Source organism: Sphingobacterium sp. 40-24 (assembly GCF_001899705.1).
Lineage (GTDB): Bacteria > Bacteroidota > Bacteroidia > Sphingobacteriales > Sphingobacteriaceae > Sphingobacterium > Sphingobacterium multivorum.
Map to the genome: position 1 here is coordinate 139785 of NZ_MKWH01000063.1, position 18224 is coordinate 158008.

Here is an 18224-nt window from a genome sequence, read left to right on the forward strand (position 1 = left end):
CTTGACGGATGTTGAAATGTTCAGGGCAAGCGCCTCAATCGAGGCGCTGCAGATTATTTTTTTACCAATAGGGGTAAGTACTTCTCGTAGCCCTGTGCTTTCATCTTGTCTTTTGGAATAAATCGAAGTGAAGCACTGTTTATACAATAGCGTAGACCACCTTTATCTGCGGGTCCATCGTTAAAAACATGGCCGAGGTGTGCATCACCAGTTTTGCTGCGTACTTCCGTTCTGCGCATCCCGTACGAATTGTCGGCGTGTTCTTGAATCAAGCTATCGCTAATTGGTTTGGAAAAACTTGGCCATCCACAGCCCGATTCAAATTTATCTGTTGAGACAAATAAGGGTTCTCCAGTTGTGATATCGACATAAATGCCTTCCCTAAATTCGTCATTATAGGCGTTGTCAAATGCGCGCTCTGTTGCACTGTTTTGTGTAACATCGTATTGCAATGGAGTTAACTCCTTCTTCAAGGTCTCCTTGTCAGCTTTTTTATACCTGTTCTCAATGTTCACTTTCGCTTTTTCGGGGTTGGCATTTCGTGCAAGTTCAAATAAATCAGGGCTTATATGGCAATAACCACCGGGGTTTTTGTCCAGGTATTTTTGATGATAAGCTTCAGCATTATAGTAATTCTGTAAAGGTTCTATTTCCACCACTATTTTGCTCCTGTATTGACTTGCTAAAGCAGCTATTTGCTCTTTGATAACAGCAGCATCGTCGGCATTGGTATAATAGATGCCTGTACGGTATTGCGTACCGATATCGTTGCCTTGTTTATTCAGTGAAGTTGGGTCAATTGTTTTGAAGAAAAGGTCTACGAGCAGCTTTAGATCGACAAGCGCTGGGTCGAAGTTTACCTTTACGGTTTCGGCAAACCCGGACGTTCCTGTCGAAACTTGTGCATAAGAAGGGTGCTGAAGGTTTCCATTGGCATAGCCAACTTCCGTTGCGGTGACCCCGCGCACTTGTTTAAAGAAGTGCTCAGTTCCCCAGAAGCATCCTCCTGCAAAATAGACAACATGATCTTTTTGATTTGTAGTATTCATAGTATTTTGTGTTGACGGTTTTAAGTCTTTCCCTTTTTGTGAAAAGCAAACCTTGCTGATCAGAAATAAGCCGGTCGCTATAGCAAGGAGGACGAATAAGTGTTTCATGGTATGGATTGCTACATGAAAGAAACAACATTGTTTCTTTCATGTAGGCTACAAACACCGTACCTTTCTGGATGTTTAACTTAGAAGATATAAACAGTTTTGACTCTAATAGATTCTTTTTACAATTGGAAGACGAAATAAGTCTATGAAAGGTATGTCCTGACAAAAAGACCTTTTAGCTAAACTTCGCCAGCTGTATCTCTGTGTAGCTGTCTCACTGTGGCTATAATAGCCTGTTTGTCGTAGTAATAAAGTTGGTGAAGCTGTTGCTGTGTACCCTGTACTGCGAACGAGTCGGGCAAACCAAGACGTTTTAACGTAGCCGAGTAACCATGTTCCACCATAAATTCAAGCACTGCGGTGCCCACTCCACCTGCGATACATCCATCTTCGATGGTGATGATAGACGAATATGATTGGAATACCTCATGTAATAACGCTTCGTCGAGCGGTTTAAAAAACCGGAGATCATAGTGCCCGACGTGGATGTCCTCCTGGAGCAGCTCGCAGCAGGCGTCCTGTGCATATTGACCAACGGGTCCAAGAGAGAGTAGGGCAATGTCTTTACCTGAACAAAGTCTTCTTCCTTTTCCCATTTCAAGTCTTTTATATTTGTCGGATTGCTTCTCTTGGTTACCTCGACCTTTTGGGTAGCGGATTGCAAACGGTCCGTCGAGAGCGATGTCCTGAGCCGTGAACAACAAATTTTTAAAGTCTGTAAGCGTCATGGGGGAAGCGCCCGTAATGTTGGGTATGCATCGGAGAAAAGCAATGTCGAATGCCCCCTGATGAGTGGGGCCGTCGGGACCGACAACACCGGCCCTGTCAATACAGAACACGACTGGCAATTTCTGCAAAGCGACGTCGTGGATAAGCTGATCATAGGCGCGTTGTAAGAATGTCGAATAGATAAAGCAGAAAGGAAGTAGTCCATCGGCAGCAAGGCCAGCAGAAAAAGTAACGGCATGCTGTTCGCAGATACCAACATCAAAAACACGGTTGGGCATCTGCTGTTTCATTGCGGTTAGCCTGCTGCCGCAAAGCATCGCTGGGCTAATAGCCATAATACGACTATTCCTTCGGGCCAGCTGTGTCAGCGTTTCGCCCAGCACCTGCTGAAAAGTCTCGTTGTGGAGTTGCGGTAGCTGGTGTTCTAACCGTTCACCTGTCAGTTTGTCGAATTTCCCCGTGGCATGCCATTCTGCCTTATTTAACATGGCCGGTGCAAAACCTTTTCCTTTCTGCGTCACACAATGTACTATTTTGGGCCCCATTATATGCTTCAACTGCTCGAATATTTTGATAAGCTTATGGAGATTATGCCCATCCACTGGTCCAAAATAACGTATACCTAAGGCCTCAAAAATATTGCTTGAAGCAAGTAGTCCCGTTTTTATCAGTTTCTCTATTTTTCTAATCGCAGCAATTGACCATTGTGCCCGATCCTTATTACGCGACAGCAGCTTTTTGATCTGTGATTTGAACTGATTATAGGCTTGCCCCGAGGTCAGGTCGGTCAGATAATTTTGTAGCGCTCCCGTACCGGCATCAATAGACATATTGTTGTCATTTAATATAATCAATAGGTCGGGCTGCTCGAAACCAATATTATTTAAAGCTTCGAATGCTAGACCGGCAGTCATGGCGCCGTCACCGATAACAGCGATGTGTTGACGGTTATGATCACCCTTATACCTGGCCGCGCAGGCCATACCCAGAATTGCTGATAAGGATGTGGATGAATGACCAGTACCAAAGGCGTCAAAGTTATTTTCTTCCATAACAGGAAATCCGCTGATGCCATGTAGAAGCCTGTTCGAATGGAAGCGAGCCGCTCTACCTGTGATTAATTTATGGACATAAGCCTGATGACCAACGTCCCATATCAATTTATCCTCAGGGGTGTTAAACACATAATGTATTGCTATGGTAAGTTCTACAACACTAAGGCTTGAACTAAAATGACCGCCATGTGTAGCAATATGGTCAATGAGGAGGTTCCTTAATTCCTGACCTAATTCGGGTAATACCTCCTGTGGAAGAGCTCGTAATTCACTGGGGCTGTTGATTTGATAATTACCTGTCATTTCTTTTTTAGACAAATTTAGATTGATTAGATTTGCGATACAGGTACAGTATAGGTAAAAGTGATCAATACAGATGAAGAACTATAAATTTGAAATCTTTACACAGGCAATCGAGAAAAATATAAAATCAGGGGTCTATAAACCCGGACAAAAGCTACCTTCAGTACGTGATTTTAAAGATTATTATGGTTTAAGTATGAGTACTGTTCAAGCTGGATACGAATATCTTATGATTCGTGGCCTAGTGGAAAGCGTTCCGAAATCTGGCTACTATGTCAGTGCGAAAAATGAAATGCTGGCAGAACCAGGAGGGCATGGTCGTCCACCAATAGTAAGGGATGCTGTCTTTGAACAAAGGCTGGGCCTGACAACAGCGTCACCTTTGGGGCGGGGTTTTTCGGAATTTAATGTTGCGGCTCCAGGGGATCTCCTTGTTCCGCAAAAACTTTTACTTCGGACGATGCAACAGGTCATTCGGGAACTAGGGGCAGGATTGCTACGCTATTATCCGTCTAATGGCTCTGTACAATTGAAGGACAACATTGTCAGCCGTGCGGCCTCTCATCAGACCTTGCTGCATACAGATGAACTGCTGATCACAGATGGCGCTTTACAGGCCTTGTATATCGCCTTGGCAGCCGTATGCGAAGCCGGAGATATTGTTGCTGTGGAAAGTCCATGTGTATTTTCTGTATTGGAGGTCATTCGGGTGCTCAAACTGCGTGTCATTGAAGTTCCTGTTCTGACTAAAGAAGGCTTCGATATTGATTTTTTTAGAAGAGCATGTCAAAGAAGTGCTGTAAAAGCCGTCGTGCTAACACCGAATTTTCATAATCCAACAGGTATTTTGCTTGCAGATGAACAGAAAATTGCTTTATTGGCGATTGCTCATCAATATCATGTTGCTGTTATCGAGAACGATATATATGGCGACCTAAACTTTCACGGGAGTAGACCATCTACTTTAAAACAATTTGATGAAAGCGGATTGGTGATGACTTATTCATCTTATTCAAAAACCCTGGCACCTGGAATTCGACTGGGCTGGTTAAGCACAGGGCTATTTCTGAAAGATGCCGAACAGATCAAGTTTGCGTTGGGCAGTACAGTTTCCCCTTTGAATCAGGAGACTGTAAGCCGTTTAATCGGCAGCAGTAGTTACGATCGGCATATTCGTTCACTGAAGATGCAACTGGCAAAAAATGCCTATCTAGCCACCAACCTAATCGCTTCCAGTTTTCCCGAACAAACCAAAGTGATTGCCCCGGCAGGTGGATATAGTCTTTGGGTTAAAATGCCCGAAAGTACAGATATGTCGGATTTTTATGCGCAATGTGAAAAAATTGGTGCGAGATTCACACCGGGTTATACGTTCTCTTTTGCGAATACTTTTGGACATTATTTTAGGTTGGTCATCGCGGATAAATTTTCTGATAAACGAATTGAAGCGATCCAGCATATAGGTCGGTATTTATGTGGGAACCTGTAGCTGTACTGATGCTAAATGAATAATGTGTATCGAATAATAGCAAGTGATAGCATGTACATTTGTTTGTTTAATAGGAGATGCATATATGAATATAGTTACAAAATTTACGGTGGCAACAGAGCAGGGAATTGAAGCGTTGTCGATGATCACCAAAACACTGGCGCTAGAAAAATTCGCCAACTTAGTGGAGCCAGCTGAACTGGAACATTACATCGCTGACAATTTTAATTCCAGAACACTTGTCAACGAAATAAACAGCATGTCAAACCAATGGCTGGTGGTGTATGCCGACGATCAACCAATGGGTTATGCAAGAATAACCTCGAAAGGGCAGAAACCGGATGCCCTGGCAGGTACACGTGCGATTCGAATCGCGGACTTTGGTGTCTGCCAACATGCAGCTCGGCAGCAAATGGAGACATCTTTAATGGACAAATGTCTTGCCGTCTGCAATCCCTATGACGTGATATGGGTGAATGAACCCATAATAAGTTCGTCGATAGGATTTTTTGAGCAGAATGGATTTATAAAACAGCCAGGGATTAGCAGATTCGAGGGATTGGCCTTGGAATCAGCAATATATCTTAAGGCGACCTCATAGTTCAAAGGAACTTTATCGTGAAGTTTAAACAAAGCATAATAATGTTTAGCAAAAAAAGTGCACAGATTAGTGCGCTTTTTTTTGTTTAATGATAGATATTTTAGTTTTATAATGTGTATTTTTAGTTTTTAAAAAGAAGGTGTTTGTCAAACTTTAACAATATCTTTAAACTAAAAAATATCGTTTATAATCCCTTTTCATAATTGTTTAATGAAGAAAATAGTTATAACGCTTCTATATCTTTGGTTCTGTGTATTCGCATTTGGGCAAGAATTTAAGGACATAAAGCCAGAGAGTATCGTTCAGTACTTTAGTGAAATTAAAACTGCGGCTAAGATTGGTTATTCGTTGTGGAATAGGGATTTATATGATAATATTATTTTGGTAAACCCTGATACGCGGCAGCTATTTAGTAATAACTCTGGTGCCGATAGTTCGTTTGTGCAATACAAAAATAGCTATATCGGTAAATTACCCGATAGTGTAAATATTGCCAATACATCTTTAACGTGGAATGGGCTTACTTGGGCGATGATTATGCTGCCTTTATCTAAAGATTATTATACACGGATCAATTTGTTGGCCCATGAATTGTTTCATTCAGCACAATCGGTTTTGGGATTTGTTCAAAATAACAGCGAAAGTATCCATCTCGACCAAGAGAATGGACGAATATATTTACGTTTAGAATTGGAAGCACTTAAAAAGGCGGTTTGTTCAGACGCGCAAGATGAACAACGAATGCATTTGAAGGGTGCTTTGATTTTTCGGAAGTATCGAAATTCACTTTTTCCAGGTTCTGCCCACATTGAAAACCAATTGGAGCTTAATGAAGGAATCGCAGAGTATACCGGGCTAATGATTAGTGGGAGAAACAAAGAAAAAACAAAAAAACATTTTACTAATGTTGTAGACAGATTTTTCTCGAATCCCACTTATGTAAGGTCTTTTGCCTATAATACCACGCCGATCTATGGTTATATAATGAGTTTAAAGGATCCGCTTTGGAACCAAAAGATTTCAGTAAATACGGATTTAACCGCATTTTTTATGCGCGAATTGAACATTGAGGTTCCGAAAGATCTTGCGGCAACAGTAAAAGTCATAGCAGCGAAGTATAACGGGAACCTGGTATTCAGAGAAGAGCGGCTACGTGCGGAAAAAATAAGAAAGCAAATCGCATTTTATCGTTCCTTGTTTGTAGACCAGCCTCATATGACTATAAAATTCGAGAAAATGAATGTGTCTTTTGATCCGAGAAATATCCTTCCAATCGCAGATTTGGGAACTGTTTATCCAACCATAAGGATTACTGATAACTGGGGGATTCTTGAAGTCAAAAGTGGAGCGCTTATGGGGCCCAATTGGGATAAAATAACAGTTAGTAGGCCTACAAAAATCGAAGGGCAACGCGTAGAGGGTGAGGGCTGGGTGATGCAACTCAAAGATCAGTATGCCGTGCAAAAGGACGAACCGCTGAATAACTACAGGCTTATCAAAAAGCAGTAGATACACTATCTTGATTTTTTGTACTATGCAGCTTTACCAAATCAGCATTAAATACTGGTAAATATAGGAATATCGCCCAAATTTCATAAAAAGCTTACCCTATGCTATTCAATTTTTAGCTATCGATCGGGAGATAGCTTCGAGTTATTTTTTAAATATAATCCAGCGCATTTAATGCCCTAAATTTTCGGGGACTCAGACCGGTATGCTTTTTTATAAACCGTGTTAATGATGCTGAAGAACTAAAACCATAATACGAAGTCAACTCTTTAATCGGAATTTCAGTGGTAGCAAGTTTTTTGGCAATCTCACTTGCGACAATTTCCTTGACGATCGTGCTGGGTGAAGTTTCACGGCTTGAAAGTGTCAATCGATGTAAGGCCATTCTTGAAACGTTGAGCTTTTTCAAGTAGAATTGGAGATCCCAGTGATTCTGAGGATACTGGTGAATGAGTTTTTTAAATTCTACTATAATGGGGTGTTCCGCTAGCGGTGCTGAATTTTGATCCAATTGATTTAATGTTTCTTTTTGTTCCTTTATGTTATTTTTCATGTTTTAAGATAATCGCTTGTTATTGATTCACTATAGTGTTCTGAGGCTATAGTTTAGATTAAATGTTTCATCAAACTTTTTTGAATACAAGCAAAATTAGGGTATTAATTTCATAGTGTACTTTTCGAAATTAACGATTCGCTTTTTAAAATTATAATTTTTTATAATTGATTCTGGTAAACTGAAGCGAAGCAGATTATCCTTTGAAAAATAGAAGGATAAATTAAAACTTGGCTCCGAGAAGAGAGAAATCGTTTTTTTGTTCTATTTTCTGATTTCATTTTTCTCTTGTTTTATTTTGTATTATTCTTTGTAATATAGGTTTTTACGTATGTTATCTTTATTAAAAATAAAACTATGAAATACGTTGATTATAACCTTTGGTTATACTGCTTTTTTTTAGGTTTTTTAGGATTCACGTCTAATTAATCCACTTCAAGTCATCTTCATCTATAATTTAATCATGGTTATTGAGATGATCATGCGCAGCTCCGCTAGTGCTGGATGATGGAGTGTTCGAGCGAATAGCGTTAGATCTGAGCGATTAGTTTGAATAACATCTAGCTTCTATCGCGGTACAGAATAAGGTTATTACTCGATTCTTGTCATTTTTTATAAAATATACTTTCTTTTGGGTTATTTTATGTTTGTCTAAGCGAAAAGGTTTTCGTTGATTGTGCAAACGTTTGATCTGAAGCAGTTGATTATTTTTCTGTACAATATATTATATCTTGCTTTAAGATTATGAACTAATACTTTACCGAAGGTGAAGAGAATTCTTTGTATGGATCATCTTGTTTCAAGTTTTGTGGAATCCTAAATCGATCAAAAAAATAAAAAACTTCGAAACAGCCGCTGAGGCTTTGTAGGATGATCGGAAGAAGTGCGGACAATTAATACAATTTATAAACTTTATTTAAAAATTATGAGAAAGACCGTGTTTTCCTTAATCACGATTTTAGTGATCGCTATGAGCATTTCCTGCCGGAAAGATGGCAGCTTAATGTACACCTTACCAAACGATACCGGCGCAGAATCCTTAGCAATAGCGGATTCGGTCCAACTATTCAACGTAAGTCCTTCGGCCGCAACGGAGGCTGATAGACTTCAGTTTCGAGCGAATCACAATGAGATGCAAATGACCGGATTTTATGTGGCGCCAAACAGTACCATAACTATAAACGTAAAAGTCAACTCGGGTACTACAGCAGCACGCTTAGCGATCGGGACGCCTTTTAGAGATAATATTCGACCAGTCCGGCAGTATTTCAATCTCCAGGCAGGTACGCAAACTTTCACAGTGGATCAATACGGGGGATTGGTTTATGTGATTTATACAGCTGATAATTATACAACAACTGGAGAAATCGAGCTTTCTTTTGGCAATGGATTTATTCCGGTCCCTTACTTTCAAAAGGGGATAACCTCCCATGAGCAATGGGTAGCTACATTGGATTCGTTGAAAAGTACCGTACCGGATGTCGTCTTCTCGTCGGATCACACCATTATGGTAGCCAAAATTGCCGATGCCCTGTTGTACAGGGACGAAGATCAACAGCTGATTGTTAATAGACTGGATTCAATTATTGACTTTTCCAATCGGATCAGTGGCTTGAATGGTACCAGTGGAGTTCATGCGGTACCTTACAATAAGCATCTGATTACAGTGAGGGATTCGAGTGCTGGAGGCTATATGGCAGCCGGTATTTCTATTTATTTTACCGATGCCTTATCTTATCGTATGTTGCAGCCAAAATATCTGTCCAATACAAATGGATGGGGAATATGGCATGAGGTCGGCCACACCTATCAACAAAAAGCTTGGACCTGGGGCAATCTGACAGAAACAACCGTGAATGTCTATTCGCTAGCCAGCGAAAGGGGATTTGGATTGCCGGTAAGTCGAGTGACAGCCAATAATTCCTGGCCTAAATTGACGACTTACTTTCAAAAAAATATCGCTGATCGTAACTTTAATTTGGGGGATAATGATTTGAAAATGATTATGTTTCATCAACTCTGGTTGGGATTTGGCGACGATTTTTACATCAAACTTAGCAAAACTACGCGCGAGAACAGGCCCGCAGTTTCGACAGATGCAGAGAAAATGCGCTATTTTATGCTGTCTGCATGTCAGATTGCTCAAAAAGATCTCTCGGATTTTTTTAGAAAATGGGGGTTTAAAGTTGATGAATCTGTCTATACAGCTATAGCTGATTTGAATTTGCCAGCGCCAATGCAGGATCTAACTACTTTAAGAGATTAAACATTCTTAAATACCCTGTTGGACAAGATAGACGGATAGAAACAAGTACGTTATCGCGGAAAAAAAATTAATCGTTGTTTTACAATAAAAACATGGAAAAGTATTATATTGTAGTATGGATTTCATTCCAATAACCACGTATTTTTTTAATTAATTGAGAAAATGGGTAAATTTGAAGTAAAAACTCGGAAAAATGGCGAATTTCAGTTTAATCTAAAAGCTGGAAACGGACAGGTGATTTTAAGCAGTGAAGGTTATACAACTAAAGCAAACTGTTTAAATGGCGTTGAATCTGTTAAGAAGAATGCTCAGGACGATAACAAATTTGATCGTAAAACTGCTACCAATGGTAAGTACTATTTCAATCTCAAGGCGACCAATGGTCAAATTATTGGAAGCAGCGAGATGTATGAAAGCGCAAGTGGTATGGAAAACGGCATTGAATCTGTCAAGAAGAATGCGCCTGACGCGACGGTTGAGGAGATAGCCTAAGTCTATATTGAAATGCCGATCGGCTGCACATAAGCAGTCTGTAAATAGAAGCGCATAGGAGTTTATAACAAAGAGCCGGTTTTTTACCGGCTCTTTTGCGATTATCTTTCCGCTGGTGGGCGTGGAATGGAAAACCAGAAACTGCTGCCCAAGCCTACCGTACTGTCAACTCCTATTAGACCCGCGTGTTTTTTGATAATTTCAGCGGAGATATAGAGTCCGAGCCCGAGCCCCGAGTACGATTTGCCTTCATGGTTTGCTCTATAATATCGATCAAAAATAAAAGGCTGTACTGCCGGATCAATACCTTCACCTTGATCCTTGACGGTTATCTTGATACAATCTTGCAGCTGTTCCACAGTGATATTGATTTCTCTCGATTCTGGTGCATATTTAACGGCATTGTTGACAAAATTAACAAGCACTTGTTCAAGGCGTTGCTCGTCAGCAAATATAGTTGCATCGAGATCGCCCGTAATATTAACTTGATGGTTGCCTTGGGATATGATATTGTGACAACTGGAGGCAAGAATCTTTGACGCTTTGAAGGTTGTTTTTTCGAGATGAAGCTGTCCTTCACTGATTCGATGCATATTGAGCAGGTCATCAACAAGTGTAACGATTTTTTTGATATTGACAGCAGACTGATCAATAAGCCTTGAAATGATCTCACTTCCAGTTTTGTCCTTAAATCGTTCCAGCAATTGAATCGTTCCCTTTAAGCCCGTGACGGGTGTCTTTAGTTCATGGCTGGCAATGCCCAGGAAGTCATCTTTTTGTGATTCGTAATTCTTTCGTTTTGTAATATCTGCCACTACGCCGATGAGGTGAGTTGCATGACCTTCTGGATCGTATTTGGGAAGACCTGATGCATTGATCCAGTGTAACGATCCATCAGGCCAACGGATGAGATATTCAGCGTGATAAGTGGTCTTGTTCTGGATAGCGTCCTGCACCTTTTGATACACCATTTCGCGGTGTTCAGGGACGATGCTTCGCATGAGGTCATCATAGTCAAAGCGGTCGTTTTTGGTAAGACCAAAATTGATTTTACAGGTTTCGGAGCAGTCCATTTTTCCTGTTTTGATATCGCGATTGTAGGAGCCGAGTTCACCAGCTTTTAGTGCAATTTCCAACTGATAGTTGAGAGCTTCAAGATGTTCGTTTCTTTTGATGCGCTCGGTAACTTCATTGGCTATGACAATAATAGACTCCGTTTCACCTTCATCATTCTTTAACGGCTCATAAGTAAAATCAAAATAATGATCGCCCAATACCCCCATAGACTCAAGTCTTGCGTAGGCAGTATCTCCAATGTAGTTTTGGCCGGTGGTAAAGACATCGTCCAATATCCCTAAATAGGGCTGTCCCTGAAGTTCTGGAAGCGCTTGTGCAAGTGGTTTGCCGAGGACAATTTCGGTTTTGCGCCAGAGCTTGAGCATCCTATCGTTGGCAACTTCAATAACTAACTCACGGCCTGTTAAAATCGCAAAGCCTATTGGGGCCTTATCTATAAAGGATCTGAATCGACGTTCACTTTTTTTGAGATTTTTATTGAGTAGCACTGTCAAATCATAGGATTTGTTGAGCTGACTATTCGTGCGATAAAGTTCGTCATTGGCAAGCTCCATTTCGTCATTAAGTTCGAGCAGTCGTTGTTGCATGGTTGCCATGGTAATATTGACGCCCTCAAGCTCATCAATTTTATCGATGGAAGAACTTCGAAGCTCGATTTGATCCATCGCTGTGCGTGCAAGACCTGCTAATATCTGTCGATCAGCTGCGCTGAAAGCCCGCGGATGCTTGTCGATAACGCACAGTGAACCGATCATAAAACCATCATGTGTAATAAGGGGTGCACCTGCGTAAAACCGTAGCCCAAAGTCTCCAATTACAGTTGGATTGGTCAGTAGGATATCTTCTTCCAATGTATCTTCAAAGACTGTTACTTTCTTGTCCAAAATAGCCAGACTACACAAACTTTGCCCTCGATTCGTTTCCTTTGTGGTGCCCATGCCGATATTTGCTTTGAAATAGACCGATTCTGCATCCACCAATGAGAGCAATGCAATAGGGGCATTAAAGATCTGGCTGGCTAATTTTGCAATTCCATCAAAGCTGGCTTCAGCGGGGGTTCCCATTATTTTATAGCGTCTGAGGGCATTCAGTCGGTCATGTTCATTTTCAGGCATTATATCCATTCCAAACGTATTCTCTATCATAGTGACCCTGTAATTCTTTTTATAAAGATATAGTTTTAATTACAAAAGGGAGATTCAATTTTTCTCTCTTCATCGGCAATTCAATGATTCCATAAAACCACCAAAAAATTTCTAAACCTATAGTTGAATTAACAGGATGTGGGTACTTCGAACTCGGTTTGTGGTTTATGGCTGGGGCAGGATGGCAATCCGACCGTAAAAACGGATCCCTTATTAGGTGTGCTTTGGATATTCACTACACCTTTGTTCCGCTCAATAAGATCCTTACATAAAACAAGGCCTACGCCCGATCCGGGTTCGTCTTCCGTTCCGAAAGACTTTTGCTGGATCTCATTAAAAAGTACGGCGGACTTCGAAGGGTTAATTCCTATTCCTTCATCTTGAATATGAATATGTGTATAGGTTTCATCCATGCTGGTGTAGATGTTGATATTCCCGCTCACATAGCTGAATTTAATCGCATTGCTGATCAAGTTGCGTAAAATAATGATGGTATGATCCCGATTGGCAATTATCTGTGTGTTGTTTGGTATATCAATATTGATTTTTAGCTGTTTAGATTGTGCATTCTCATTAAAAACTTCAACAATTTGTTGTATTATAGGTTTGATGAACTGGGGTGATGCTTTGGTATTGATCCCCTGCATACTGCTGCTACCCCATTGCAATAAATCATCCAACGCCTGATTCTGCTGCGTAATTTGTTGAAAGATCTGCTGGATGTATTCCTGGGAGTTTGTACTGTCGAGCATTTGATTACGAAACATAAAGACCAGTGCTTCCAGATTGGCAAAAGGACTTTTGATGTCGTGCGCGATAATAGAAAAGATTTTTTCTTTGTCCCGATTCATGGATTCTAAGTTGCGGCGTTGCTGCTCAATTTTTTTTATATTCTTATAGATGATGTCAAGAAAGAAGTTGACTGCGACGACCATAAAAGCTAGTGCATTGATAATATTGAAAACAGACCTAGATCGAGGTACTTGCTGGCTTAACGGGAGTATATCGGGAAGTAGATATAAGAGTGAAATCAAAAAAGCTACCGTAATACAAAGGGCTATATGGATCTTTCGATTATCATACATCAACATGGAGACAATCAATGTGCACAATAAAAAGTATTCGCCACCATTTTTATAAAGTAGCGCTCCAGCGAAGAAAAACACAGCATTACTTGTCAACAGTGTTGCCTTAGCGATAGTACGCTTCTCATAATATTGAAGTAGAAGGACCGTAAGCGCACATAGTGAATTGCAGAAGTTAATCGCTGCTAAAATATAACGGTGGTCGATAAGATTGAGGATTGAAAAGAAAATTGTCGGAAATAAACATAACAATGCAATCAGATTGATCATGTATACGCGTTTGAAATCGATGTATGACATGTCCGGATGTGCACCAATATGGGAAAGTAGTTTCCAATATTTACGAAAATGATTCATAAAGACTTGTCTGATTTGCTTGCAATTTCTAAACATTCAAAATTAGCTATAAATCAGGAGTTCAACAATGATTTTTCTTGAATAGCAGGACAAGATTGGCAAAATCTGTCCTGAAAGGAAGATAAAAGGCTACGTCACGTTATTAATTTGGAAAAAACAAACGAATTTCGGTCCCTTGGTTTTCCTGACTGAAAATGGCCATCTGCGCTTTGAGCCTTTCAAGAATTTCCTGAACGATAAACAATCCGATGCCTTTTCCCTGGTACTCCGTTGAATTTGAGCCACGAAGTCTTTCCATACGGATATTTTCCAGTTCATGCTGCGGAATACCGATACCATTATCTTTAATAATATATAACACACCGTTCGTTACTTTTTCACTATAAATATGCAGCGCTGCTTTCGTATTGGCCGAAGAGTATTTAACGGCATTGTTGATCAAGTTTGTAAAGATTTGGTAAACTCCATTTTGATCACTGTTTACTGGAAAAAGGTCCCCAAAGATAAGTTCAGTATGCGGGCTACGGAATAATAATTTAGCTTCCCGGCACCAATTGGGCAATGTAAGATCTAAACGGACAGGTTGTTTCCGTAGCCTATACATTGGGGCAAGGCTCAGCTCTACCGTTTTGTCGATAATGTCAGCGATGTTTTCAAGTGATTGATCGATGACCTCATACAGTTCGAGCCGCCTATTGGTTTGCATATCCAAATGTTCTTTAAGTACACCTATACCCAATTGAGCGAGCGCCAAGGGATTTTTCGCATCATGTGATAGTGTATAGGATATCATGCGCAGGTTGGTTGCGGGATTGATAGTTATATTTTCTCTATCTAAAGGTTTCTCATCGTGTATCTTATGCGTGACATCGGTAGCTGTGTGGAGGATGGAATTTGTTCGTCCGCGCTTATCAAAGAGTGGCTTATACTCAAAATCAAAATAGCGTTTGATTTTGAAATCACCGTCAACAATCGTTGCGGGAGTTTCAACTGCCTTGTAGGTAACACCGCTTTCCCAGACGTTACGGAGTATATCGGTAAATCCTTCCTGGGTAAAAACCGGAAAAACCTCTCCAAAGGAATGTCCAACGATTTCATTCTCTGTACGCCACATTTTTAACATACGAGAATTGGCAAATGCGATATTGAGGTTCGAATTATCATAAATGGCCGTGGCAATCGGCATTTGATTTAATGCTTCAAAAAAAATCGGTAAATCCTTTTGAGGTTTTTGCATATTGGGTGTTTAATAATCATCTGCTTGCCACAGTGCGAGCGTAAAATTAATCAAAAATCAAGCCAATAGCCATAGTTTTTTATGTTTTTTAATAAAAATGCGATCAGCGGGTATGCTTGGGAATAGTGCAATAAAAACCCACTAAATTATTCCTATATTTAAGAAACTTCACAGGAGATGTAAGTTTAAAATAGACAGGGATTTGTAATCATACCAATTATGGATAAGTATTTGGAAATTAGGAAATATGATGTTCAGGATAGCAATAAACTGATTGATATTCTTCATATGAATATACCGAAGTACTTTGCACAGAGCGAGGTTGCCGATTTCAGGGAATATCTGGATCAGGAAATGGAGACGTATTTTGTTGCACTGGTTAACGGACAAATTATTGGTGGCGGCGGTGTAGGTTTTTCCGATGATCAGCGCACAGGATATTTGAGTTGGAGTTTTTTAAATCCAAAATATCATGGATTTGGTTTTGGAAAAACCTTATTGCATCATCGCATTGACTTTCTTTACGCCCATCATCAGGTTGAAAAGATCGAAGTCGGCACCTCTCAATTTACGTTTGGATTTTATAAGAAAAATGGTTTTGTACTACGGGAAATCCATAAAGATTATTGGGCTGAAGGCTTTGATTTATATGATATGGTCCATACAAGGGAATAGACAAATACCATGAAGGAATAGACACAAACCATGAATGCTAGTCAGGCAACATGTTGAAAATAGGGTGCGACTTAGTGATTTAATGACGCCAAGTTTTCCTTAATTTGATTCAGGTGGTGTAGGGGATGATAGCTCATCAGGTAAAACATTTCACGTATACTGAGTTTTCCGAGCAAAGGATGGGGTAAGACTAGGCTATCGAGCTCCTCTTCATTGTACAGTGCAAATAACTGATTAATTTTAGTTATTACTTCTTCTAATTGCGTTATAAAGCCCTTTTTCTGTGCGGGCAGGATATCTTCAGGCAAAAATTGACTTGGTGCCTGTAGGCTTGTTTTGAGATAATTGTTAAGTACCGTATCGTAATCCCAAGTTGTACGTTGTAGGGTGCCGAATTTTTGGACGATGAACTCTTTTGATTGCAATATCTTTGGAAAGGGTAGAAGCGTTAAGAGAATATGTTTTAGCTGCTGACCAGCTGTCCATTTTTCATGATTACGGTATAAAAAAAGGGAATCAGGCAATGCCTGGATATAGGCAATAACCGTATGGTGGTTGTCTGAAAAAGTTTTGATCAGTTCTTGTCGATTCATCCTATTTTTTTTGTTAAGTGTTTACTTCGATCGTTTATTCTAGCTTATTGATACGTCAAAGTCAGTATGATGTACTAAAAATAAGAAATTATTCGCTAACCGCATTGATGAATCTCATTAATTCGATGATGATCAAATTTAAGAAGGCCGGTATTGTTTTTTATACCGGCCGCCTATTCTATTGGTTTAAAAACTAATATGCACCAAAGTCTGCAAGATGAGAATAGAAGAAATCACCCCAAGAACTTGTCGATTCTATTTTAAGGTATTGGGTGTTAACGGAGGCATTCAGATCGACATTGATCCAGGAACCAGCAACTTTGCTCAGCTGCGTCGTTTTGATCAATGTCCAGCTTACACCATTTGAACTTGAGTAAATATTGACATCTTTCATCGCTCCATTTAAATTGTCGCGGTTACGGAAAGCAACTCCTTTCACGGTGCGTACTGCCCCCATATTGATGGAGAAGAAGTGAGGCTGTGGAGTTTGAGTGGACGACCAGGGCGTATGCCACACTGTACTTCTATTCATATCCAATACATTGCTCGCCGGTGATCCAGGCTCGTTACTATCGCTAGCGACGATTGACCAACCTGTTGTCGGTAAAAGTTTATAGGTAACAACCTTGGATAAATCGGGTACATTGTTAACGAAGTTATAAGCATACCCTAAGGTTGTACGGCTTCCATTGGCATGGAGAAACCCTATTCTCATTTCGTAATTCCCTGTCAGATCATAAAAATCAGCTAATGGACACTCGAATCGAAAGCTATCCTGGCCAATTATTTTTGTGGCCCATTGTACGGCATCATAATCGTTGTTTACACCAAAAGGCTCTCTATCGTGCCAGACAACAATGTCATTGACCGGTTTTGTTGTCGTAAATTTCCCGGAAATGATAATCTTATTGTTCACAAAGCTTGATGACAAGGATGTAATTTCTGCAGAAGCGGACGCATACCAGTCACTTCTTGCCACAGTGCTAAATACTTGGCTATTGTTAAATGTTGCTGCTGTGGTACTGGTCAATGAAGTTGTAGAGATTCCATAGGTTGAATTGCCTGAACCCATTAATGCCGTACCTAAAGTTGGTGCTAATGTTTTGTTCATCCTATTGTGGCTGGCATTTAATCCGTGGCCCAGTTCGTGAATCATTCCACCGATCCATACGGTTGCTTTCCATCCAATATCGCCGCCTATTCCTAAGTTTTTAGCGTCCAGATTTACATAATCTAAGGCGTAGCAGCTGGTGCCTGTACCATAGAACGGCGGGCCTCCAGGATTAGCTGGATCTGTATTATACGTTGGAATAATAATTAGATTGTGCTCGCTTTTTTTTCCTGACGGATTTTGGTTAAAATAGCTGTCCACTTCTGCCTTCACTGCTCCGCTACCCCCCGAATATGGATAAGTAGCTTTGCCGTATTTTCCGGCGATGTAATGGATATTAATCAAACTGTCATTGAGTAGATCCAATCCGAAAGATTTTCTTCCGAAGCCTTCGCGATCCATATTATTTGCAAACATATTTTGAGCATCTAAGAGGATCTTGCTAAGACGCTTTCTGAAATTGGGAATGGAGTCAACATCATTTGGAACAAAATAAATGACGTTCAGCTTATAGGGATTACTGCTCCATTCATTGGTTACCGAAGTTGTTGCTGCGTTTGCCTTTAGATTTCCTACACTTTCTTCGGTGTTAACCAAGGTCTTGTTGCAGGATGCAACCCCTAGTGCGAGGGTTGCAAGCATTAAATTTAAAAGTTTTCTCATAATGGTTTATATTGTGTATCAATAAATATAAATAAGGTTCTTTTATGGTGTGTAAAAAAAAATAAACTTTTATCATAATTAGTTTAGTCAATCGATTGATTAATCAGCTTTGGAAATTGTTTTGTAA

14 protein-coding genes are annotated in these 18224 nt (G+C 40.2%); 6 read left to right on the top strand and 8 right to left on the bottom strand.

The features are described 5' to 3' along the window. Positions 1-53: 53 nt before the first annotated feature. Both msrB and dxs read right to left on the bottom strand, forming a co-directional pair. Positions 54-1049, bottom strand: coding sequence for a peptide-methionine (R)-S-oxide reductase MsrB (gene msrB / locus BGP15_RS27085; protein WP_236560210.1), 996 nt, complete (start codon positions 1047-1049; stop codon positions 54-56). A gap of 287 nt (positions 1050-1336) precedes the next feature. After that, positions 1337-3259: a 1-deoxy-D-xylulose-5-phosphate synthase gene (gene dxs, locus BGP15_RS24070; protein ID WP_312351356.1), complete on the bottom strand. Its 1923-nt coding sequence runs from the start codon at positions 3257-3259 to the stop codon at positions 1337-1339. 58 nt (positions 3260-3317) lie between these two features. On the opposite strand from dxs, the gene BGP15_RS24075 reads away from it, so the two are divergent. The 3 genes from BGP15_RS24075 (at position 3318) to BGP15_RS24085 (ending at position 6843) form a co-directional block, all read left to right on the top strand. Next, positions 3318-4733, top strand: coding sequence for an aminotransferase-like domain-containing protein (locus tag BGP15_RS24075; protein ID WP_070561063.1), 1416 nt, complete (start codon positions 3318-3320; stop codon positions 4731-4733). Positions 4734-4818: 85 nt separating this feature from the next. Further along, on the top strand, positions 4819-5334 hold the full coding sequence (locus BGP15_RS24080; RefSeq protein WP_070561062.1) for an N-acetyltransferase: 516 nt from the start codon (positions 4819-4821) through the stop codon (positions 5332-5334). Between the two features lie 210 nt (positions 5335-5544). Then, on the top strand, positions 5545-6843 hold the full coding sequence (locus BGP15_RS24085; RefSeq protein ID WP_070561061.1) for a hypothetical protein: 1299 nt from the start codon (positions 5545-5547) through the stop codon (positions 6841-6843). Positions 6844-6994: 151 nt separating this feature from the next. Here the strand turns inward: BGP15_RS24085 and BGP15_RS24090 are convergent, their stop codons facing one another. Then, positions 6995-7396, bottom strand: a complete 402-nt coding sequence (locus tag BGP15_RS24090) for a helix-turn-helix domain-containing protein (protein WP_286770848.1) — start codon at positions 7394-7396, stop codon at positions 6995-6997. Between the two features lie 925 nt (positions 7397-8321). On the opposite strand from BGP15_RS24090, the gene BGP15_RS24095 reads away from it, so the two are divergent. Beyond that, the gene (locus BGP15_RS24095) at positions 8322-9662 is read left to right on the top strand and encodes a M60 family metallopeptidase (RefSeq protein ID WP_286770849.1); all 1341 of its coding nucleotides are present in this window, start codon (positions 8322-8324) and stop codon (positions 9660-9662) included. 162 nt (positions 9663-9824) lie between these two features. Further along, complete coding sequence (locus tag BGP15_RS24100; protein WP_070569093.1) at positions 9825-10154, top strand: YegP family protein; 330 nt, start codon at positions 9825-9827, stop codon at positions 10152-10154. A 101-nt stretch (positions 10155-10255) separates the two neighbouring features. Here the strand turns inward: BGP15_RS24100 and BGP15_RS24105 are convergent, their stop codons facing one another. From BGP15_RS24105 to BGP15_RS24115, 3 genes are all read right to left on the bottom strand, one after another. Further along, positions 10256-12376, bottom strand: a complete 2121-nt coding sequence (locus tag BGP15_RS24105) for an ATP-binding protein (protein ID WP_286770850.1) — start codon at positions 12374-12376, stop codon at positions 10256-10258. A 128-nt stretch (positions 12377-12504) separates the two neighbouring features. Beyond that, on the bottom strand, positions 12505-13818 hold the full coding sequence (locus BGP15_RS24110) for a sensor histidine kinase (RefSeq protein WP_286770851.1): 1314 nt from the start codon (positions 13816-13818) through the stop codon (positions 12505-12507). Positions 13819-13960: 142 nt separating this feature from the next. Further along, positions 13961-15055 carry a sensor histidine kinase gene (locus BGP15_RS24115; protein WP_286770852.1) on the bottom strand — a complete coding sequence of 365 codons (1095 nt, stop codon included), beginning with the start codon at positions 15053-15055 and terminating at the stop codon, positions 13961-13963. A gap of 219 nt (positions 15056-15274) precedes the next feature. Between BGP15_RS24115 and BGP15_RS24120 the strand changes: the two genes are divergently transcribed. Continuing rightward, entirely contained in the window at positions 15275-15730 is a 456-nt protein-coding gene (locus tag BGP15_RS24120) for a GNAT family N-acetyltransferase (protein ID WP_070569080.1), read from the top strand. Positions 15731-15801: 71 nt separating this feature from the next. On the opposite strand, the gene BGP15_RS24125 is transcribed toward BGP15_RS24120, so the two are convergent. Further along, complete coding sequence (locus BGP15_RS24125; protein WP_286770853.1) at positions 15802-16323, bottom strand: DinB family protein; 522 nt, start codon at positions 16321-16323, stop codon at positions 15802-15804. Between the two features lie 193 nt (positions 16324-16516). Next, on the bottom strand, positions 16517-18097 hold the full coding sequence (locus BGP15_RS24130) for a discoidin domain-containing protein (protein WP_286770854.1): 1581 nt from the start codon (positions 18095-18097) through the stop codon (positions 16517-16519). Between the last annotated feature and the right edge of the window lie 127 nt (positions 18098-18224).